14 protein-coding genes are annotated in these 15,978 nt (G+C 70.2%); 5 read left to right on the top strand and 9 right to left on the bottom strand.

The genetic code is table 11. From position 1 onward, the window contains the following. Nucleotides 1-16: 16 nt before the first annotated feature. Nucleotides 17-1,315, bottom strand: coding sequence for an MATE family efflux transporter (locus Q9G87_RS29020; protein ID WP_305919657.1), 1,299 nt, complete (start codon nt 1,313-1,315; stop codon nt 17-19). A gap of 50 nt (nt 1,316-1,365) precedes the next feature. On the opposite strand from Q9G87_RS29020, the gene Q9G87_RS29025 reads away from it, so the two are divergent. Next, the gene (locus tag Q9G87_RS29025) at nt 1,366-2,334 is read left to right on the top strand and encodes an aldo/keto reductase (RefSeq protein WP_305919658.1); all 969 of its coding nucleotides are present in this window, start codon (nt 1,366-1,368) and stop codon (nt 2,332-2,334) included. A gap of 109 nt (nt 2,335-2,443) precedes the next feature. On the opposite strand, the gene thpR is transcribed toward Q9G87_RS29025, so the two are convergent. The 4 genes from thpR to Q9G87_RS29045 all read right to left on the bottom strand — a co-directional run bounded on the left by thpR (nt 2,444) and on the right by Q9G87_RS29045 (nt 6,283). Next, nucleotides 2,444-3,001 carry an RNA 2',3'-cyclic phosphodiesterase gene (gene thpR, locus Q9G87_RS29030; protein WP_305919659.1) on the bottom strand — a complete coding sequence of 186 codons (558 nt, stop codon included), beginning with the start codon at nt 2,999-3,001 and terminating at the stop codon, nt 2,444-2,446. A 12-nt stretch (nt 3,002-3,013) separates the two neighbouring features. Next, on the bottom strand, nt 3,014-4,240 hold the full coding sequence (locus Q9G87_RS29035; RefSeq protein WP_305919660.1) for an MFS transporter: 1,227 nt from the start codon (nt 4,238-4,240) through the stop codon (nt 3,014-3,016). Nucleotides 4,241-4,263: 23 nt separating this feature from the next. Beyond that, nucleotides 4,264-4,716, bottom strand: coding sequence for a MarR family winged helix-turn-helix transcriptional regulator (locus tag Q9G87_RS29040; RefSeq protein ID WP_127936955.1), 453 nt, complete (start codon nt 4,714-4,716; stop codon nt 4,264-4,266). A gap of 124 nt (nt 4,717-4,840) precedes the next feature. Next, nucleotides 4,841-6,283, bottom strand: coding sequence for an NCS2 family permease (locus Q9G87_RS29045; protein ID WP_305919661.1), 1,443 nt, complete (start codon nt 6,281-6,283; stop codon nt 4,841-4,843). Between the two features lie 82 nt (nt 6,284-6,365). Here Q9G87_RS29045 and Q9G87_RS29050 point away from each other — a divergent pair, with 82 nt between their 5' ends. Continuing rightward, nucleotides 6,366-6,575 carry a DUF2530 domain-containing protein gene (locus tag Q9G87_RS29050; RefSeq protein WP_305919662.1) on the top strand — a complete coding sequence of 70 codons (210 nt, stop codon included), beginning with the start codon at nt 6,366-6,368 and terminating at the stop codon, nt 6,573-6,575. A gap of 116 nt (nt 6,576-6,691) precedes the next feature. After that, nucleotides 6,692-8,170: an alpha/beta hydrolase gene (locus Q9G87_RS29055; RefSeq protein WP_305919663.1), complete on the top strand. Its 1,479-nt coding sequence runs from the start codon at nt 6,692-6,694 to the stop codon at nt 8,168-8,170. Between the two features lie 177 nt (nt 8,171-8,347). Here the strand turns inward: Q9G87_RS29055 and Q9G87_RS29060 are convergent, their stop codons facing one another. Continuing rightward, nucleotides 8,348-11,383: a sacsin N-terminal ATP-binding-like domain-containing protein gene (locus Q9G87_RS29060; protein WP_305919664.1), complete on the bottom strand. Its 3,036-nt coding sequence runs from the start codon at nt 11,381-11,383 to the stop codon at nt 8,348-8,350. A gap of 407 nt (nt 11,384-11,790) precedes the next feature. Next, nucleotides 11,791-12,597 (bottom strand): DUF3027 domain-containing protein, encoded by an 807-nt coding sequence (locus Q9G87_RS29065; protein ID WP_305919665.1) that lies wholly within the window; start codon nt 12,595-12,597, stop codon nt 11,791-11,793. Between the two features lie 198 nt (nt 12,598-12,795). On the opposite strand from Q9G87_RS29065, the gene Q9G87_RS29070 reads away from it, so the two are divergent. Then, the gene (locus Q9G87_RS29070; protein WP_305919666.1) at nt 12,796-14,313 is read left to right on the top strand and encodes an MFS transporter; all 1,518 of its coding nucleotides are present in this window, start codon (nt 12,796-12,798) and stop codon (nt 14,311-14,313) included. A gap of 54 nt (nt 14,314-14,367) precedes the next feature. Here the strand turns inward: Q9G87_RS29070 and Q9G87_RS29075 are convergent, their stop codons facing one another. Together Q9G87_RS29075 and Q9G87_RS29080 are read right to left on the bottom strand one after the other, a co-directional pair. Then, nucleotides 14,368-14,763, bottom strand: coding sequence for a cold-shock protein (locus Q9G87_RS29075; protein ID WP_305919667.1), 396 nt, complete (start codon nt 14,761-14,763; stop codon nt 14,368-14,370). 89 nt (nt 14,764-14,852) lie between these two features. Beyond that, complete coding sequence (locus tag Q9G87_RS29080) at nt 14,853-15,473, bottom strand: HAD family hydrolase (RefSeq protein ID WP_305919668.1); 621 nt, start codon at nt 15,471-15,473, stop codon at nt 14,853-14,855. Between the two features lie 100 nt (nt 15,474-15,573). On the opposite strand from Q9G87_RS29080, the gene Q9G87_RS29085 reads away from it, so the two are divergent. Next, complete coding sequence (locus tag Q9G87_RS29085) at nt 15,574-15,969, top strand: hypothetical protein (protein WP_305919669.1); 396 nt, start codon at nt 15,574-15,576, stop codon at nt 15,967-15,969. The last annotated feature ends 9 nt before the right edge of the window (nt 15,970-15,978 follow it).

Here is a 15,978-nt window from a genome sequence, read left to right on the forward strand (position 1 = left end):
TGCGTGAGCTCGCCGGCTACACCTTCCGCACCTGGCGTGGCTCGACATCACTGCCGGGCTGCTGACCGATCCGGGCGCTGTGGCGGTGGAAGCCGAGGCTCTGGAGCACCATCAGCAGCCCGTTGGCCGTCGCCATCGCCACCCACAACCCGGTGATCCCCCAGGTCCTGGCCACCGGCACGGCGACCGCGAGCAGCACGCCGTAGCAGACGGCGAAGTACCACAGGCTCGCGCTCGACCGCTTGAGCGCGGTGAGCCCGGTGCCCTTGACCGCCTGCGCGGCGTCGAACAACGACGACAGCAGCATCACCGGCAGCAGCGCCAGCGCCCGCTCACGGACCGCCTGGTCGTCGCTGAACACCGTCATGATCTGCGCGCCGAACACCAGTAACAGCAGCGCCCCCGCACCCGCACCCATCATCGCGAGCAGGATGGCGGTCCGGCCGACACGCCGGGCCTCGGCGGCGTCGCGGGCGCGGGCCACGTCGGGCACCGACGCCTGGGCGACGGCGACCGACGCCACCAGCATGATGGCGGTCAGCGTGGTCAGGACCGCGTGGGCGGCGGTGTCGCGCGTGCCGGTGGTGCTCGCGGCGAAGGTGACGACACCGAGCACCCCGAATTTGATCAGTACGGTCGCCGCCAGCGGAATGCTCACCCGCGCCAGCCGGACGATCTCCCCCATCCTGGGGCGCGACTGCCCGATGCCCTGCCCGAACGCCTGACGCAGGTTGAAGGTCGCCACGAGCGCCGCCGCCGTCCCCGAGATCAGCCAGGCCAGGCCGACTCCGGTCAGCCCGAGCGGCGGCACCAGCACGGCGGCCAGCACGCTCAGCAGCCCCGCGGCGGTCAAGCTCGCCCACAACACCTGAGGGTTGCGCCCGAGCGCGATCAGTATGGTGTTCGTCCCCCCGGTGGAGGCGAAGACCAGCAGATAGCCCGCCAGGAAGTACGGCAGCAGTCCCAGTTCGTTCACCACCTCGCCGGGCACCCCGGTGGCCCCCGCCAGCAGCGGCACGCACAGCACCGCCACAGCCCCGACGGCGCCGGCGGCGAGGCTGAGCCAGCGCGCGTCCCGCACGATCGGCACGGCCGCCGCGGGATCCTCTCGATGCGGGGCCACGAACGGCCCGAGCCCGCGGAACGCGCCCTGGATGGCGGCGGTCGCGGGATTGAGCACGGCGGTCATGACGGCGAACGCGGCGAGCGTGACGGTGTCGTGTCTGCCCAGCACGGACGTGACCACCAGCGACCCCACTGTGCCCGTGACCATCGCGACGAACAGCGGAACCGCGGCACGAAGCAGAACGATCACCTGAACACCCTATGGCCTGGAGCGCACTCCAGGTCTTTAGGGTTGGAAGCATGGAATACGTCAACCTCGGACGCAGTGGCCTACAGGTCAGCCCGCTCTGCCTCGGCACCATGAACTTCGGCCCGCAGACCTCGGAGGAAGACTCCTTCGCGATCATGGACAGGGCCCTGGAACTGGGCATCAACTTCTTCGACACCGCCAACGTCTACGGCTGGAAGATGGGCGAGGGCGTCACCGAGCAGATCATCGGCCGGTGGTTCGCCCAGGGCGGCGGCCGCCGGGAGAAGACCGTCATCGCGACCAAGCTGAACGGCGCGATGAGCGAGTGGCCCAACGACAAGAAGTTGTCCGCGCTCAACATCCGCAAGGCCTGCGACGCCTCGCTGAAGCGGCTGCAGACCGACTACATCGACATCTACCAGGCCCACCACGTCGACCGGGACACCCCGTTCGAGGAGTTCTGGGAGGCTATGGAGATCCTGCGCCAGCAGGGCAAGATCATCTATGTCGGTTCGTCGAACTTCGCCGGCTGGCACCTCGCCAAGGCGCAGGAGACGGCGGCCAAGCGTAACTTCAACGGATTCATCAGCGAGCAGTCCCACTACAACCTGCTCACCCGCGCGGTCGAGCTGGAAGTGCTGCCCGCGTGCGAGGACTACGGCCTCGGCGTGATCCCGTGGAGCCCGCTGGCCGGCGGCCTGCTCGGCGGCGTGCTCCGTAAGATCGACAAGGGCCGCTCGGCCGCCGACCACATGGTCGTGCAGCTCGAGAAGCACCGCGACAAGATCGAGCAGTACGAGAAGCTCTGCGACGAGCTGGGCGAGGAGCCGGCTTACGTGGCCCTGGCCTGGCTGCTCAAGCAGCGGGCGGTCACCGCGCCGATCATCGGGCCGCGCACGCTGGAGCAGCTCGACGGCAGCATGCGGACCCTGGAGATCGAGCTGGACGAGGCCGCCCTGGCCCGCCTGGACGAGATCTTCCCCGGCCACAAGACGGCCCCGGAGGACTACGCCTGGTAGGCCGGGCCGCGCCTGTCAGCTCAGCAGCGCGCCGATGACCACGATCAGCAGGAGCAGGCCGAGCACGACGGGCAGCAGCCAGGGGCGAGGACGATCCACGACCTGGAGCCTAGCCTCGCTCAGCGGGTGCGAGCGCCCATTCGGCGAGTGACTCGTACCTCACCTGGGGTCCCGGATAGCTGCGGACGAGACGGACGTGCTCCGCCCGCCACGGGGAGCCGCTGAACCCGGACAGCGACTCGACCAGCGGGCGGAGGTCCGTCTCGGTCTTGGCGCGGGCCAGCGTGAGGTGCGGGTGGAAACGTTTCTCGTCGGTCTGCGTGGCTCCGGCGCGGCGGGCGCCTGCCTTGACCGAGTCGGCGAGCCTGGTCATGGAGTCGCCGACGACGCCGATCCAGAAGACCCTGCCCCGGCGCGCGGAGGAGAAGGCGCCGAAGCCCTCGAAGGCGAGGTCCAGCGCCGAGTGGCGGTGGACGGCCCGGGCCAGCCGCACCTCCAGCTCGGGTAGCACCTCCTCGGGCACCTCGCCGAAGAAGCCCAGCGTGATGTGCCAGGTGGCCCGGTCCGGCCAGCGCAGCCCCGGCACCTGCCCGACGTGCGGCGCGATCGCGCGTGAGATCTCGTCCAGCACCTTGTCGGGCGGCACCACGGCCGCGAAAAGCCTCATGCCAACCGATTATCACGCCAGGGCGAGAGCGGGCTTCCTCCCGACGCGGCGGCCGATCAGGCGTGTCATGAGCACCGCCAGCCCGGTGCCGGCCAACACCAGCACGCCGGACAGGATCACGCCCGCACGCGGCCCGCCCAGCTCGGACAACCAGCCGATGAGCGGTGCGCCGAGCGGCGCGCCACCGGTGAACACCAGCATGTAGATCCCCATGACCCGGCCCCGCATCTCGGGGGACGTGGCGAGCTGGACGCTGGCGTTCGCGGCCGTGTTGATGGTGATCAGCGCGATCCCGGTCGGGATCAGCAGCAGCAGGTAGGCCGGGTAGAAGGGCGCCAGCCCGGTGGCGATCTGGAACAGCCCGAACCCGATCGCCCCGGCGAACAACACCTTCTTCGACAGCCTGGCCCGGCGCGCCGCGAGCAGGGCACCGCCCAGCGCGCCCACCGCGAACATGCTGGAGGCCAGCCCGAACGAGGACGCGCCCGCCTTGAACACCTCGCGGGCCATGAGCGCGATCGACATCGAGAACGACTGCGAGAACATCGACACGAACCCGATCAGCAGCACCGGCATGAGCAGCTCCTCGCGCCGGATGACGTACTTCAGGCCCTCCCTGAGCTGTCCCTTCGCCCTCGGCACCGGATCGGTCGGGTTGAGCTCGGCCTTCCTCATGAAGATCAGGCTCGAGATGACGCCGCCGAACGTGAGCGCGTTGATCAGGAAGAGCGGCCCCGTGCCGCCGAACACGTAGATCAGCACGCCGGCCAGCGCCGGGCCGACCACGCGGGCGAGGTTGAAGATGGAGCTGTTGAGCGCGATCGCGTTCGGCAGGTCCCGGCGGCCGACCATCTCGACCACGAACGCCTGCCGGGTCGGCACCTCCACGCAGGAGATCATGCCGAGCACGAACGCCATCACGTAGACGTGCCACACCTGGGCTGTGCCCGTCATCGTCAGGACGCCGATGGTGAGCGCCAGCGCGGCCATGAGCGTCTGCGCGGTGATGAGGATGGGGCGCTTGGGGTAACGGTCGGCGAGGACTCCGCCGAACATCCCGAACAGCAACATCGGGAGGAACTGCAGCGCGGTCGCCGTGCCGAGCGCCGCCGCGCTGCCGTGGGTCAGATCGAGCACCAGCCAGTCCTGGGCGGTGCGCTGCAGCCAGGTGCCGACGTTGGAGACGGTGCCACCGGCCGCGAACATGCGGTAGTTACGAATACGGAGCGACCGGAACATCCCGGTCTTGCGTTGCTCAGGCTCTATATCTTGCTGAGCTTCTCCAGAATCGGCGCGGCCTGCCTGAGGATCGACCTCTCCTCCGGCGAGAGCTCCTTCAGCCGCTGCGTCAGCCACGCCTCCTTGCGGCGGCGCTCCTCCTTCAGCAGCTTCTCGGCGGCCTCGGTCACGGTCACGGTCACCTGGCGCCGGTCGGTCGGATGCGGGGTGCGGGCGAGCAGGCCGCGCTCCTCGAGCGCGGCGATCACGCGCGTCATCGAGGGCGGCTGTACCTTCTCGAGCTCGGCCAATTCGCCGGGGGTTATCCCGGAATGGCGTTCCACGGCCGCGAGCGTCGCGAACTGTGTGGGCGTCAGCGAGTGCGCCGCCGCCTGTCGTCGTAGGCGCCTGGTCAGCCTTGCCAGTGAAACGCGCAAGGCCGAAGCCAGGCCTGCGTCGCTGCGCAGGTCCATCTTGTGCTGGGTGTTGGTTAGCATGAGTCATTACCTTTGCTAACTATAGCGCACAGCAAGATATTTCCCCATCCAGAAGTTGCGTCTCACCTCTTGATACCCGGAAGCCGCCCCGCTCGCGCGGGACGGCCAAGGCATGCTTTCGTACTCAGATTCCCAGCAGCGCCCGGATCGGGCCGATCGCGAAGTAGAGGGCGAAGAGGAGGGCGACGCCCCACAGCAGCGGGTGGATCTCCCGCGCCCTGCCGCGGACGACCTTGATCAGCACGTAGGCGATGAAACCGGCGCCGATGCCGTTCGAGATCGAGTAGGTGAACGGCATGATCATGATGGTGAGGAACGCCGGAATCGAGATCTCGTAGTCGCTCCAGTCGATGTCGCGCACCGCGGTCATCATCAGGAAGCCGACCAGGACCAGTGCGGGAGCGGCGGCCTCGTACGGGACGACCTGGACGAGCGGCGCGAAGAAGATCGCCACCAGGAACAACAGTCCCGTGACGACGCTGGCGAGGCCAGTGCGAGCGCCCTCGCCGACGCCGGCCGCCGACTCGATGTAGGTGGTGTTCGAGGAGACCGAGCCCGCGCCGCCGGCCGCCGCGCCGAGCGAGTCGACGAGCAGGATCTCCTTGGTACGCGGCAGCGTCCCGTCCTCCTGGACCAGGTTCGCCTGCCGGCCGACGCCCACGATCGTGCCCATGGTGTCGAAGAAGTCCGTGATGAGCAGCGTGAACACGAGCAACGCGGCCAGCAGCACATCGACGCGGATGAAACCGCCGAACGGGTCGAACTCGGTGAACAACACGAGCGGGTTGTGGAATCCGAAGATCTGCTCGGGGACGACGGGGCTGTTCAACTGCCAGCCGCCGGGGTTCTTCGCCGAGAAGGTGCCGGCCTTGGCGAGCAGCTCGACGATGATCGCCAGGATGGTGGTGCCGATGATGCCGATGAGGATGGCGCCCTTGACCTTGCGCGCCACCATCGCGGCCGTGGCCAGCAGCCCGATGATGAACACGAAGATGGGCCACGAGGTCAGGCTGCCCGCGATGCCCATCTCCAGCGGCGGCCCGGCGGGCACGCGGCGCACGAAGCCCGCGTCCACGAAGCCGATCAGCGCGATGAACAGGCCGATGCCGACGCTGATGGCGGTCTTGAGCTGGGCCGGGATGGCGTGGAACACCGCCGTCCTGAGCCCGGTCAACACCAGGATCGCGATGATGACACCTTCGAGGAAGACCAGGCCCATGGCCTCCTCCCAGGTCATCACCGACGCGATGCTGAAGGTGACGAAGGCGTTCAGGCCCAGCCCGGCGGCCATGGCGAAGGGCACCTTGCCGATGACGCCCATGAGGATCGTCATCACGCCCGCCACGAATGCCGTGCCGGCCGCGACGAGGGCCACGTTGGGCGTGCTTCCGTCACCGATGTACTGGCCGGTCACGTCCTTGCCGGTGCCGATGATGAGGGGGTTCAGCACCACGATGTACGCCATGGTGAAGAACGTGGCCAGGCCGCCCCGGATCTCACGGGAGAATGTCGACCCTCGTGCGGAGATTGCGAAAAATCGATCTATTGCGTTACGTGTGTCGCTCACGCGCGAAGAGTGACAGCATGCGTGAACTGCGGAAAAGTGGCAGTGATGAGATCGAGACCCGATTGGAAGCTAGGCTGGATCCGTGAAGCAGCAGTGGCACCCCAATCCCGAGCCGATCAAGACCAATGACATGGCCGCCGTCGCCGTGGGCACCGCCCTCTGGGCCGTCGCCCTGGTGGTTCTGCTGATCTTCCGCCCCGCTCCGGAGAACGAGTGGTGGCTCTGGACCTGCGCGACCGGGGTCGGCTTCGGCTTCCTCGGCATGTGGCTGGTACGCCGCCCCAGGACCTGACGCGCGTACGCCGTCGAAGCTGACATTCGTCATCTCCGGCACTTCCCCGAAGTCACCCTCAAGCGGTGTTACCACCCACTACATCGACATATCCCTGTACGACCATGCTTGTCGGCATGAAGAAGCCCATCGCGACATTCGTCTTGGCGGCCGCGGTCCTCGCTGGCTGCGGCATCGGAAATAAGCCGGCGGAGACCTCCACCGCCACGGGCACCCCCACGAATGCGGGCACGGTCGCGTGGACCCGATGCACCGACCTGACCGGCGCCGACGGCAGGCCGGCCGCCCCCGGCCCCGGAGTCGATTGCGGCACGATCCAGGTGCCGCTCGACCACGCCAAGCCCGACGGCGAGAAGATCGACCTCGCCCTGATCCGGGTCAAGGCCACCGGCGACGACCGCCTCGGCTCACTCGTCTTCAACTTCGGCGGGCCCGGCGGGTCGGGCGTGGACACGCTGGCCATGGCCGCCACGGCGTTCGGCAATCTGGGCACCCGGTACGACCTGGTCAGCTTCGATCCACGCGGCGTCGAACGCAGCTCCGGCGTCAAATGCGGCGGCCAGATCGAGAAACTGCTGGAGGCCGAGAACGACGCCGACGCCGACCGGCTGGCCAAGGAGTTCGCGGCGGCCTGCCAGAAGGACTCCGGCAAGATCCTGCCGTACGTCGGCACCGTACAAGCCGCCAAGGACCTCGACCTGCTCAGGGCCGCGCTGGGGGACGCGCGGCTCAACTACTTCGGCCTCTCCTACGGCACGCACCTCGGCGCCGTGTACGCCACCCACTTCCCCAAGAACGTCGGCCGCTTCGTCCTCGACAGCGCCTTCGACCCCACGGTCACCTTCGAAGAGCGCGCGGTCATCCAGGCGACCGGCTTCGACCAGGCCTTCGAGGCGTTCGCCCAGGACTGCGTGGCACAGAGCTGCGAGCTGGGCGCCGACCCGGCCGCCGTCGAGAAGACGGTCGAGCAGCTGCTCGACAGGCTGAAGGACCAGCCGCTCAAAGTGGGAGGCCGGGAGCTCACGTACGGGCTGGCCCAGCTCGCCGTCATCACACCCCTGTACGCCAAGGCCACCTGGCCGATGCTCGAGCAGGCCGCCGCGGCCGCCATCAAGGGGAACGGCACCGCGCTGCTCGCCCTGGCCGACTCCTACACCGGCCGCAAGGCGGACGGGACGTACACGACGGCGATGACGAGCCTGCAGGCCATCAACTGCGCCGACACCGCCGAACGCCCCACCGCCGCCGAGACCGCCCAGATCAACGAGCGGATCAAGGAGGTCTTCCCGATCCTGGCGACGGAGGCGTCGAGCGGCGTCTGCGCCCACTGGCCGGTGCCGGGGGACGACACGGCCAAGCGCATCGACGCGACCGGCTCGGCGCCGATCGTGGTGATCGGCGGCAAGGGTGACCCCGCCACGCCCTACCAGTGGGCCGAAACGCTCACGCGGCAGCTCAAGACCGGGGTCCTCGTCACGTACGAGGGCGAGGGGCATGGGGCTTACCTGAGCGGGAGCGGGTGCGTGATGAAGGCGGTGGACGCGTACCTGCTGGAGGGCAAGCTCCCCACCCAGAGCACCACCTGCCCCGCCTGACCCACCGGCCCCGGGCACGGCACGCAGGGTGTCCGCGCGCCCCACCGCACCACATCTCGCCAACGCGGTACGCCAAGGGACGCTCGCCACGCCGACGCGCGGCGAACCCGGCGCGGCCGGTGGGGCAGGCGGACCGCCAGAGGGCGCACGACAGAGCCGTGGCCAGGTGGCGGGCCATTAGGACAGGTCGGCCTCCGCCAGGAGAAGCGGCACCGACTCAGGGTCGCGGAGCAGGGCCGCCACCGCGAGCCGATCGTTCCACTGGCCCGTGGCCCAGGCCAGCCCGCGGGCCAGCCCATCGACCCCCGTGCAGTGGACGGCGCCCTCGAAGTAGCGCCACGCGCACTCCACCCCGTCCACCAGCAGCTTCTCGTGCGCCACATACGTCGATGGCGCCGTCGGCAGCAGGGACCGCACCTCGGCGGGCACCTCCCGTGTCTCCCCCTGCGAGGTGACCTCCCCCGAGGTCAGCTCCCCGGCCAGCGGCAGGTCGAGCAGCTCGGACAGGGACTCGGCCAGATCGTAAGGGGCCAGCACCAACGGCCGGTCCACGACGAGCTGGAGCAGGTCAGGCGCCTCCACCACGACCACGTCCTCGGCCGCCGCCACCACGATCGTCCCCCGGAGCACGGCCCGCACCCGGGACGGCGGCGCCACCCTCGAGGGATCCACGGCGGCCAGGGCGACCCAGAGCGCACGCAGCTGGGCCCGGTCCACCTCCATCGACTCGTCCGCCATCAGGTCCAGGAGCTCCTCCGGCCCCCCGTGCGAGGCCAGCAGCTCGGTCAGGGTCGTACGGACTCCCAGCATCGACAGCGCGCCCTCGTCGAACCCGGGGGGCGCGTCGGCGTAGAGGCCCTGGAGGAGCGGGTCGGCTCCGGGCAGCCGCAGCTCCCGAGGCTTGCGCCCGCCCAGCACCGGATGGTGAGCCAGCCACCACGCGGTGTAGGACGGCACCTCCACACCCTCGATCCGCAGCGGATGCAGGGCGGCCCGCAGCGGCGGCGTGGTGAGCAGCTCCAGCGCGGCCCGCCAGTCGGCCACCAGCTCCAGGTCCCGCACGGCCGTGAACTCGGGCACCAGGGGCGGCACGTCCAGCTCGGGCAGCAGATCGAGCACGTGCTCGAGCCACTCGTCCTCGCCGTCGAGATCGTGGTCGCACTCGTCGGGGTCGAGCAGCACGTCCTCGTCCCGCACCATCGCGAACCCGTCGAGCACCCCTGCCGCGGCCAGCACCCGGGCGCCGTAGGTCTCCTCCAGCTCGGCCGCGGCCACGCCGAGGTGCGTGCCGGACTCCAGGACCCCCGCCAGCGCCCCGTCGGCCAGCATGAGCTCCCCGGCCGGGTAGAGCTCACCGTCGGTGCCCGGCAGGGCCAGCTCGGCCAGCCACGGCGCCTCTCCGGGCGCCAGCCCGGCCGCGTCCACGAGGGACAACACCGCCCGCGCCACGGGCTCCGGGTCCGGGTTGTCGAGCGACTGTGCGACGGCGGCCTTGGTCAGCGGGTCCTCGAGGACGGTGCGCGGTGTGGCCTCGGCGGCGCCCAGCCTGAGCAGCGCGGGATGGGCGGCGTCCGGGTGCACGATGCGCAGCCCGAGCGGGGTCAGGTCCAGCTCAGCCCCGCCGTCGGTCAGGATCAGCGTGCCGCGCGGCCCGCGTACGAGCCGCCCGTCCGCCAGCGGCACCGGCAGGGCGCCGAGCGACTCGGGGTCGTCGGCGGGCAGCACCTCATACAGCGAGCGCCACCACGACGGCTCCCGCGCCTCCACGACCTCGCCGGACAGCAGGTCCACCACGTCGGACAGCTCCACCTTGCGTACGCCGAGCGCCGTGATGGCGGGATGCCGCGGCGGCCATCCCCCGGGCAGCAAACCGGGTATGAAGTCGGCGACCGTCTCCAGCAGCTCCCCCGACCCCGACGCGAGCACGGCCGCCTCACGGCCGGAGACCACCCACCCGTCGGCCCCGGGCTCCGGTGCCGGGTGCTCGACCTGCCACTCGGCGTCCGGCTCGTAGACCTCGGCGTCGGCGAACGACGGCGTCTGCACGACCGGCGCGGGGGCGGACAAGGCAGGCAACAGGGGCGTGCCGGGCACCCGGGCCAGCACTGCCCGGCGGATCCTGGCGTCGAGCTCGCCCTTGCCCATGAGGGAGGGCACCAGGTCCAGCAGTTTGGGCGTGCGCGGCAGCTCGCGCAGAAGCTTGACGTAGGTGTCCGCGGCGCGTTCGACGAGGAAGTCGGTCAGCGGCCCCCTGGCGACGTGCCGCCGGTCGGTGGCCATCGGGAACGACGCGATGAGCAACGCGGGCAGGTCGAGCGGCTCGTCGCTGGGCGTGGGCGCGTGGACGACGGGCGGCACCGTGCCGGGCAGCGGCCCGGGCTCCCCCGTGCCGGTGACGGGCACCGCCCAGCGCAGCGACCAGTAGGGGCGGGCGCGCTCCTCCGTGGGCCGGTCGGCGAACAGCCTGCTCACCTCGTCCGGGGTGAACTCGCCCGACACCGACACCACATGCCAGCCGTCGGCGCCCACGCTGCGGACCGAGCCGTCGAGGTCGATCTCGATGGCCTCCAGCGCGGGCATGCCGAGCAGCAACGCGGGGCTGGTCTCGGCCAGCATGCGCCGGACCGCCTCGACAGCACCCTGGTCGCGCAGCGGCAGGCGGACGAGCGTGTCGAACCCCTCGGGAATGTCGACCATGGGCGGCTCGTCGAACGGCAGCCTGAGCAGCGGCACATGCCCGGACCGGTCGGCGAGCTCGCCCGCCAGCGCGTGGATCTCACCGACCAAGGCGGCGGTCTCCGTACGCGACCAGCGCACGGCGCCGCTCTCACGCGAGCCGATGGACGGCGCGTCGCTGACCGAGACCACCGCCGCGAACCCGACGCCGAACCGCCCCGCCGCGCCGCTCTCGTCCCGCTTGCCCGAGGCACGCAGCGTGGACAGGCTCTGCACGCCGGTGGCGTCGAGCGGGGCGCCGGTGTTGGCGGCCGTGAGCACGTCGCCGCGCAGCGTCAGCCGCAACACCCCTGGCACACCCGCCCGCAGCGCCGCGTCGGCGGCGTTCTGGGCGAGCTCGACGATCAGCCGATCGCGGTAGCCGCCGAGCGCGAAGTCCTCCTCGGCGTTGGCGTCCTCGCGGAACCTGGCCGGCGAGGCCGTCCATGCGGCCAGGACGGCGGCTCGCATCCGGTCACAGCCAAAGGTGTCGGTCATCGATCACGTCCAGTGTTGAGGAGTAGGGGGCCAGGGTAGGTTAGCGGCCCTGGCCGACAACGATCTCCGTTTCGCCCCGCCCAAGCCGGACGTCCAGGGCTGCCCAGCCAAGCCGCACGACGCCCGCCCGTGCGCACCGGGTTCTGACCCGCATCGCCACCGGCCCGGGCGCACCGCCGACCGGCGCGCACCGCCAGCCGGCACGCACCGCCAGCCGCCCGGGCGCGCCACCGCCAAAAGCGGCCGCTTCAGGTCGCCGGCCAACCGTAGACACACGGCAAGCCGCCGACCAAACGCGAACCGCCAGCCGAAGGCGGACCTCCGATGGAAGGCGGACCGCCGGCCGAAGGTGAGCCGCCGACCGGAGGTGGGCCGGGGCGGTCCGGGCCATGGGTGCAGTGGGCGGGTCAGGAGTGGCCGAGCTCCTCGGAGGCCGACTCGTCGACCGAACCCGCCGCTTCCTCCTCCTCCATCAGGTCATATCCCAGGTCGTCAAGGATCGGGATGGCCTGCTCCACAGGCGGCGGCAGGACCGCGGCCTCGGAATGAGCGCCGCAGCCATGGTCGGCGGCGACCACCTTGCCGTCGTCCGGTGCGTACTCATTGGTGCAGACCCCGAACATCTGCCGCAGCGAACCCGCGAGCAGCCAGTAAAACCCGCAGGTGGAGCACTGCGCGGGAGCGGCGTGTGCGATCGGTGTGTGCGGCCCGTGCTCGCCCGAGTGCCAGCGTCTGGCTGCCCGGTCCTTGCCAATGGCCGAGAGCACACGGGCTCGGCCCAGGCCGTACTCGAAAACCGCCTGGTGGTCGGCGTCGCCGCCGGCTTCGGTGAAACCGGGCGCGAGTCTGTCGTCGTCTTCCGGGGTGGGCAGCAGGTCACCCACGCCGAGGTCGCCCGGACGCAGGCGCTCGCTCCATGGCAGCCATTCAGGGGCGAGCAACGCTCCCGAGCCGGGCAGCAGAACGACCTCGCTCACCGTGACCTTCTTGGCGCGCGAGGCGCGCGTGACCGTGACGGCCCAGCGCCAACCGTGGTAGGCCCGGTCGAGGCAGGCAAAATAGTGGGTGACGATCCGGTCGCCCTCGCTCTCGAAGCCGAGGTGCTCGCCTGGTCGACCCGGGCGCGCGAGCTGCTCAGCCGCGGCGCGCGCCAGATCGACCGCGGCCGCACAGGCCTCGTCGGGAGCGGAGACGCGGGCCCTGGTGCGGCTCATTGGGCCGCCTCCGGCGAAAGGTGCTGTTCGCTCACACTTCATTCTCACCCATGACCGGACCTGGACGGGCACACAACGGGGGATCCTCCGCCGACTCGGTGGACTAATCGGGTAAGACTTGTAGGCGTGGAGGGTGGCTGGGAGCGGGCTCGTCAGATCACGCGGCGCGTAGGGCGTGGAGTCGCCGACGCGGGTCGCGTGACCGCGCGCGCCGGAAAAGCCACGGCCAGCGGCACCGCGCGGGCCGGCAAGGCCACTGCCAAGGGTGCGCAAAAAGTCGGCAAAGCGACGCGCCGGCTCACCTATGCCAACGGCGCGGGCCGCACCGGGCTCGGCCGGCTGATCGAGCTGTCGGCCGGCAACAGCGCCAGTGACGCGCTGGTGACGGTGGCGCTGGCGAGCACGGTGTTCTTCGGCGTGCCCGTCGGCGAGGCCCGCGGCTCGGTCGCGCTCTACCTGGTCATCACGATGTTGCCGTTCGCGCTGCTGGCGCCGTTCGTGGGGCCGATACTCGACAGGTTCAGGTCGGGGCGGCGTTATGTGATGGCGGGCACGTTGTTCGGGCGGGGTCTGCTGTGCTTCGCGATGGCCGCGGCGGTCGGTCCCGGCGACCTTCCGACGTTGTTCATCGGGGCGCTGGGCGTGCTGGTGTTGTCGAAGGCGTACAACGTGTCACGGGCGGCGATCATGCCGAACGTGCTGCCCGCCGACATCACGCTGGTGTCGGCGAACGCGCGGGTGGCGCTGTTCACGCTGGTCTCGGCGGGAGTGGCGGTGCCCGTGGGGGCGGGCTTGACCGCGTGGCTGGGCAGCGCGGCGGTGCTGCGCATCGCGATGGTGGCCTTCCTGCTGCTCGGCGTCGTCGCCGTACGCCTGCCGCGCCATGTCGACTCCCCTGACCTGGAGGAAGAGGGGGCCCAGCCGTCCCGCTGGCGCACCCTGTTCAACGTCGGCCCCGCGGTCGCCGAGGCGGTCTGGGCGAACGTGGCCATCCGCGTCTTCTCGGGCTTCCTGCTGTTCTTCCTGCTGTTCCTGGTGCAGGACAAGGCGGTGCCGTGGCTGGCGGTGAACCAGGCGTGGGCGCAAGATCCGTTCTTCGACATCCCCAAGACGATCGCGCTGCTGGCGGCGGCGGCCGGGCTGGGCGGCCTGGTGGGCGCGGCCGTGGCCAACTGGACGCGTAACCACGCCCCTCAGCTGATCGTGCTGGTCACGCTGGCCGTGACCGTTGCGACGACCATCGTGACCGCGATCTTCTTCGGGCTGTGGGCGGCGCTGGCGATCTCCTTCGTCACGGCGTTCGCACAGGAATTGGGCAAGCTCGCGCTCGACGCGATCGTGCAGCGGGAGATCGGCGAGGAGGTGCGCTCGTCCACGTTCGGCGTGGTCGAGGCGGTGCTGCAGCTCGCCTGGGTGTTCGGCGGCCTGGTCGGGCTGGTGCTCTCGCTGGCCCAGAGCAGCCTGGCCGGGCTGATCACGCTGGCCGTCGCGCTGACCGCCGCACTCGGCTGGCTGCTGATCGCCAGGAGGAAGCGGGTACGCGCCACCAAGGCCAAGCTGGCCAGGCAGCGGGCCGAGGCCGAGACGGATGAGCAGGACCCGCGGTGGTCCCAGCCGCATGACCACGACCCGCGACCGGCGGAGACGGATGACCACGATCAGCGGCGAGGCGACACGCTGGACTCGACCAAACCGCTGACCAACCCCTTCGGCTGAGCAACTCGCGGTCAGGCCGCGGCCGGTGACCCACCCGCGGCCTCGGTTCGGCCCTTACGCGTCGAGGTCGTCGGCGACGGCCCTCAGCACCTGCGCGATCTTCTTGGCGTGCGCCGCGTCCGGATGCTTGCCCCGCTGATACGAGGTCGAGATCTCATCGAGCAACTTGATCAGATCCTCGACGATGACGACCATCTCGTCCGGCTTCTTCCGCTTGGCCTTGGGCTTGGGCTTGGCCAGGGTCGGTGGCTGCTCCAGGATCCTGACGGAGAGCGCCTGCTGGCCGCGGCGGCCCTCGGCCACCCCGAACTCGACCTTTTGGCCGGGCTTGAGCGGGCCTGCGCCGGTGGGCAGCGCGGAGGAATGCACGAAGACCTCACCGCCGTCGTCGCGGGTGAGGAAGCCGAAACCCTTGTCGGCGTCGTACCACTTGACCTTGCCACTCGGCACAGGAGGACCTCGTTCAAACAGTCGAAAAGCTGGATGGATGTAGGTTATGCCCCGATGAGCGCTGGAGCGAGCGCATAAAGGCCGGTGAATTACCGGAGTTCGTCGCGCTGGGACCAACCGGTGTACCACGTGGCGAATTCGGTCAGGTCAGACAGGGCCACATCGGCTCCGTGCTCACGCAGCTCTCCCACGGTGTAGGGACCGGTCGCGACGGCCACGCTCACGGCGCCGCCCGCGCGCGCCGCCTCGATGTCCGCGACATGGTCACCAACATAAGCCGCCGCGCCGAACCGCGCGAGCGCCGATCCCTTGTCCGCGCCGAAAAGCGAGCCGACCACCTCGTCCACGACCAGGCCGAGCGTCTCGACCGTGCCGACGGCGTCCCGCGGGTTCTTACCGGTCACCACGATGACCCGGCCGCCGGCCGCGCGTACGGCGGCGATCGCGTCGTATGCCCCCGCCATGGCGGTGTGCACCGGAACCCCCATTTCAGGATAGATCTCCCGATACAGGTCCGCCGCCGCGGCGACCTCCTCAGCCGGCAGCCAGTTGGCCAGCTCGACCTCCAGCGGCGGCCCCAGCCGCGAGACGACGGCCGCGCTGTCGATCGGCACCCCCAACCGCACGGAGAGCTCGTCGAAGACCGCCGCGATGCCCACCCGCGTATCCGCCAATGTCATGTCCAGGTCGAATCCCACCGAAGTCGTCACAGGTGCAGGATGCCAAACCCTCTTCTCCTCCGCATAACGCCCCTTGTTGTGGGACTGTTGGAATGGGAAGAAAGGAATTACTTATCGGAGAGGAGCGGTCGTGACCGACACCCCCAAACCGCCGCAGACCGGAGATCGCCTCGTCGCCTCCTCCGCTCCCGCCCGCCCGCACAGGCCCGCGAGACACCTCGGGTCACCGGTCACCCCATGGCAGCGTGTCGTGTCGTCCCTGGCCACCCTGGTGCGGCTGGCCTCCAGGGTGGCGGCGCTCTCTCTCGTGCTGTACGCGCTGTTCACGGTCTTCCGGGCCAACCCCGCCAACGTCTGGTACCAGTTCGTCGAGTCGCTCGCCGCATCGCTGTCCCTGGGCCTGGCCAACCTGTTCCAGCTCGCCGAGCCACGCTGGACGACGCTCGTCAATTACGGACTCGCCGCGGTCGTCTGGTTGATCATCGGCTCCGCCCTGGCGAGCCTGATCCGGCGCGCAGCTCCGTAACGACTACTC

The sequence above is a fragment of the Nonomuraea turcica genome, assembly GCF_030718205.1.
Taxonomy (GTDB): domain Bacteria; phylum Actinomycetota; class Actinomycetes; order Streptosporangiales; family Streptosporangiaceae; genus Nonomuraea.

Excerpts from the sequence above, each read along its gene's own strand:
- Q9G87_RS29055 (WP_305919663.1), top strand. The coding sequence starts at position 6,692 with ATGAAGAAGCCCATCGCGACATTCGTCTTGGCGGCCGCGGTCCTCGCT.
- thpR (WP_305919659.1), bottom strand. The coding sequence starts at position 3,001 with ATGAGGCTTTTCGCGGCCGTGGTGCCGCCCGACAAGGTGCTGGACGAG.
- Q9G87_RS29060 (WP_305919664.1), bottom strand. The coding sequence starts at position 11,383 with ATGACCGACACCTTTGGCTGTGACCGGATGCGAGCCGCCGTCCTGGCC.
- Q9G87_RS29040 (WP_127936955.1), bottom strand. The coding sequence starts at position 4,716 with ATGCTAACCAACACCCAGCACAAGATGGACCTGCGCAGCGACGCAGGC.
- Q9G87_RS29065 (WP_305919665.1), bottom strand. The coding sequence starts at position 12,597 with ATGAGCCGCACCAGGGCCCGCGTCTCCGCTCCCGACGAGGCCTGTGCG.
- Q9G87_RS29035 (WP_305919660.1), bottom strand. The coding sequence starts at position 4,240 with ATGTTCCGGTCGCTCCGTATTCGTAACTACCGCATGTTCGCGGCCGGT.
- Q9G87_RS29025 (WP_305919658.1), top strand. The coding sequence starts at position 1,366 with ATGGAATACGTCAACCTCGGACGCAGTGGCCTACAGGTCAGCCCGCTC.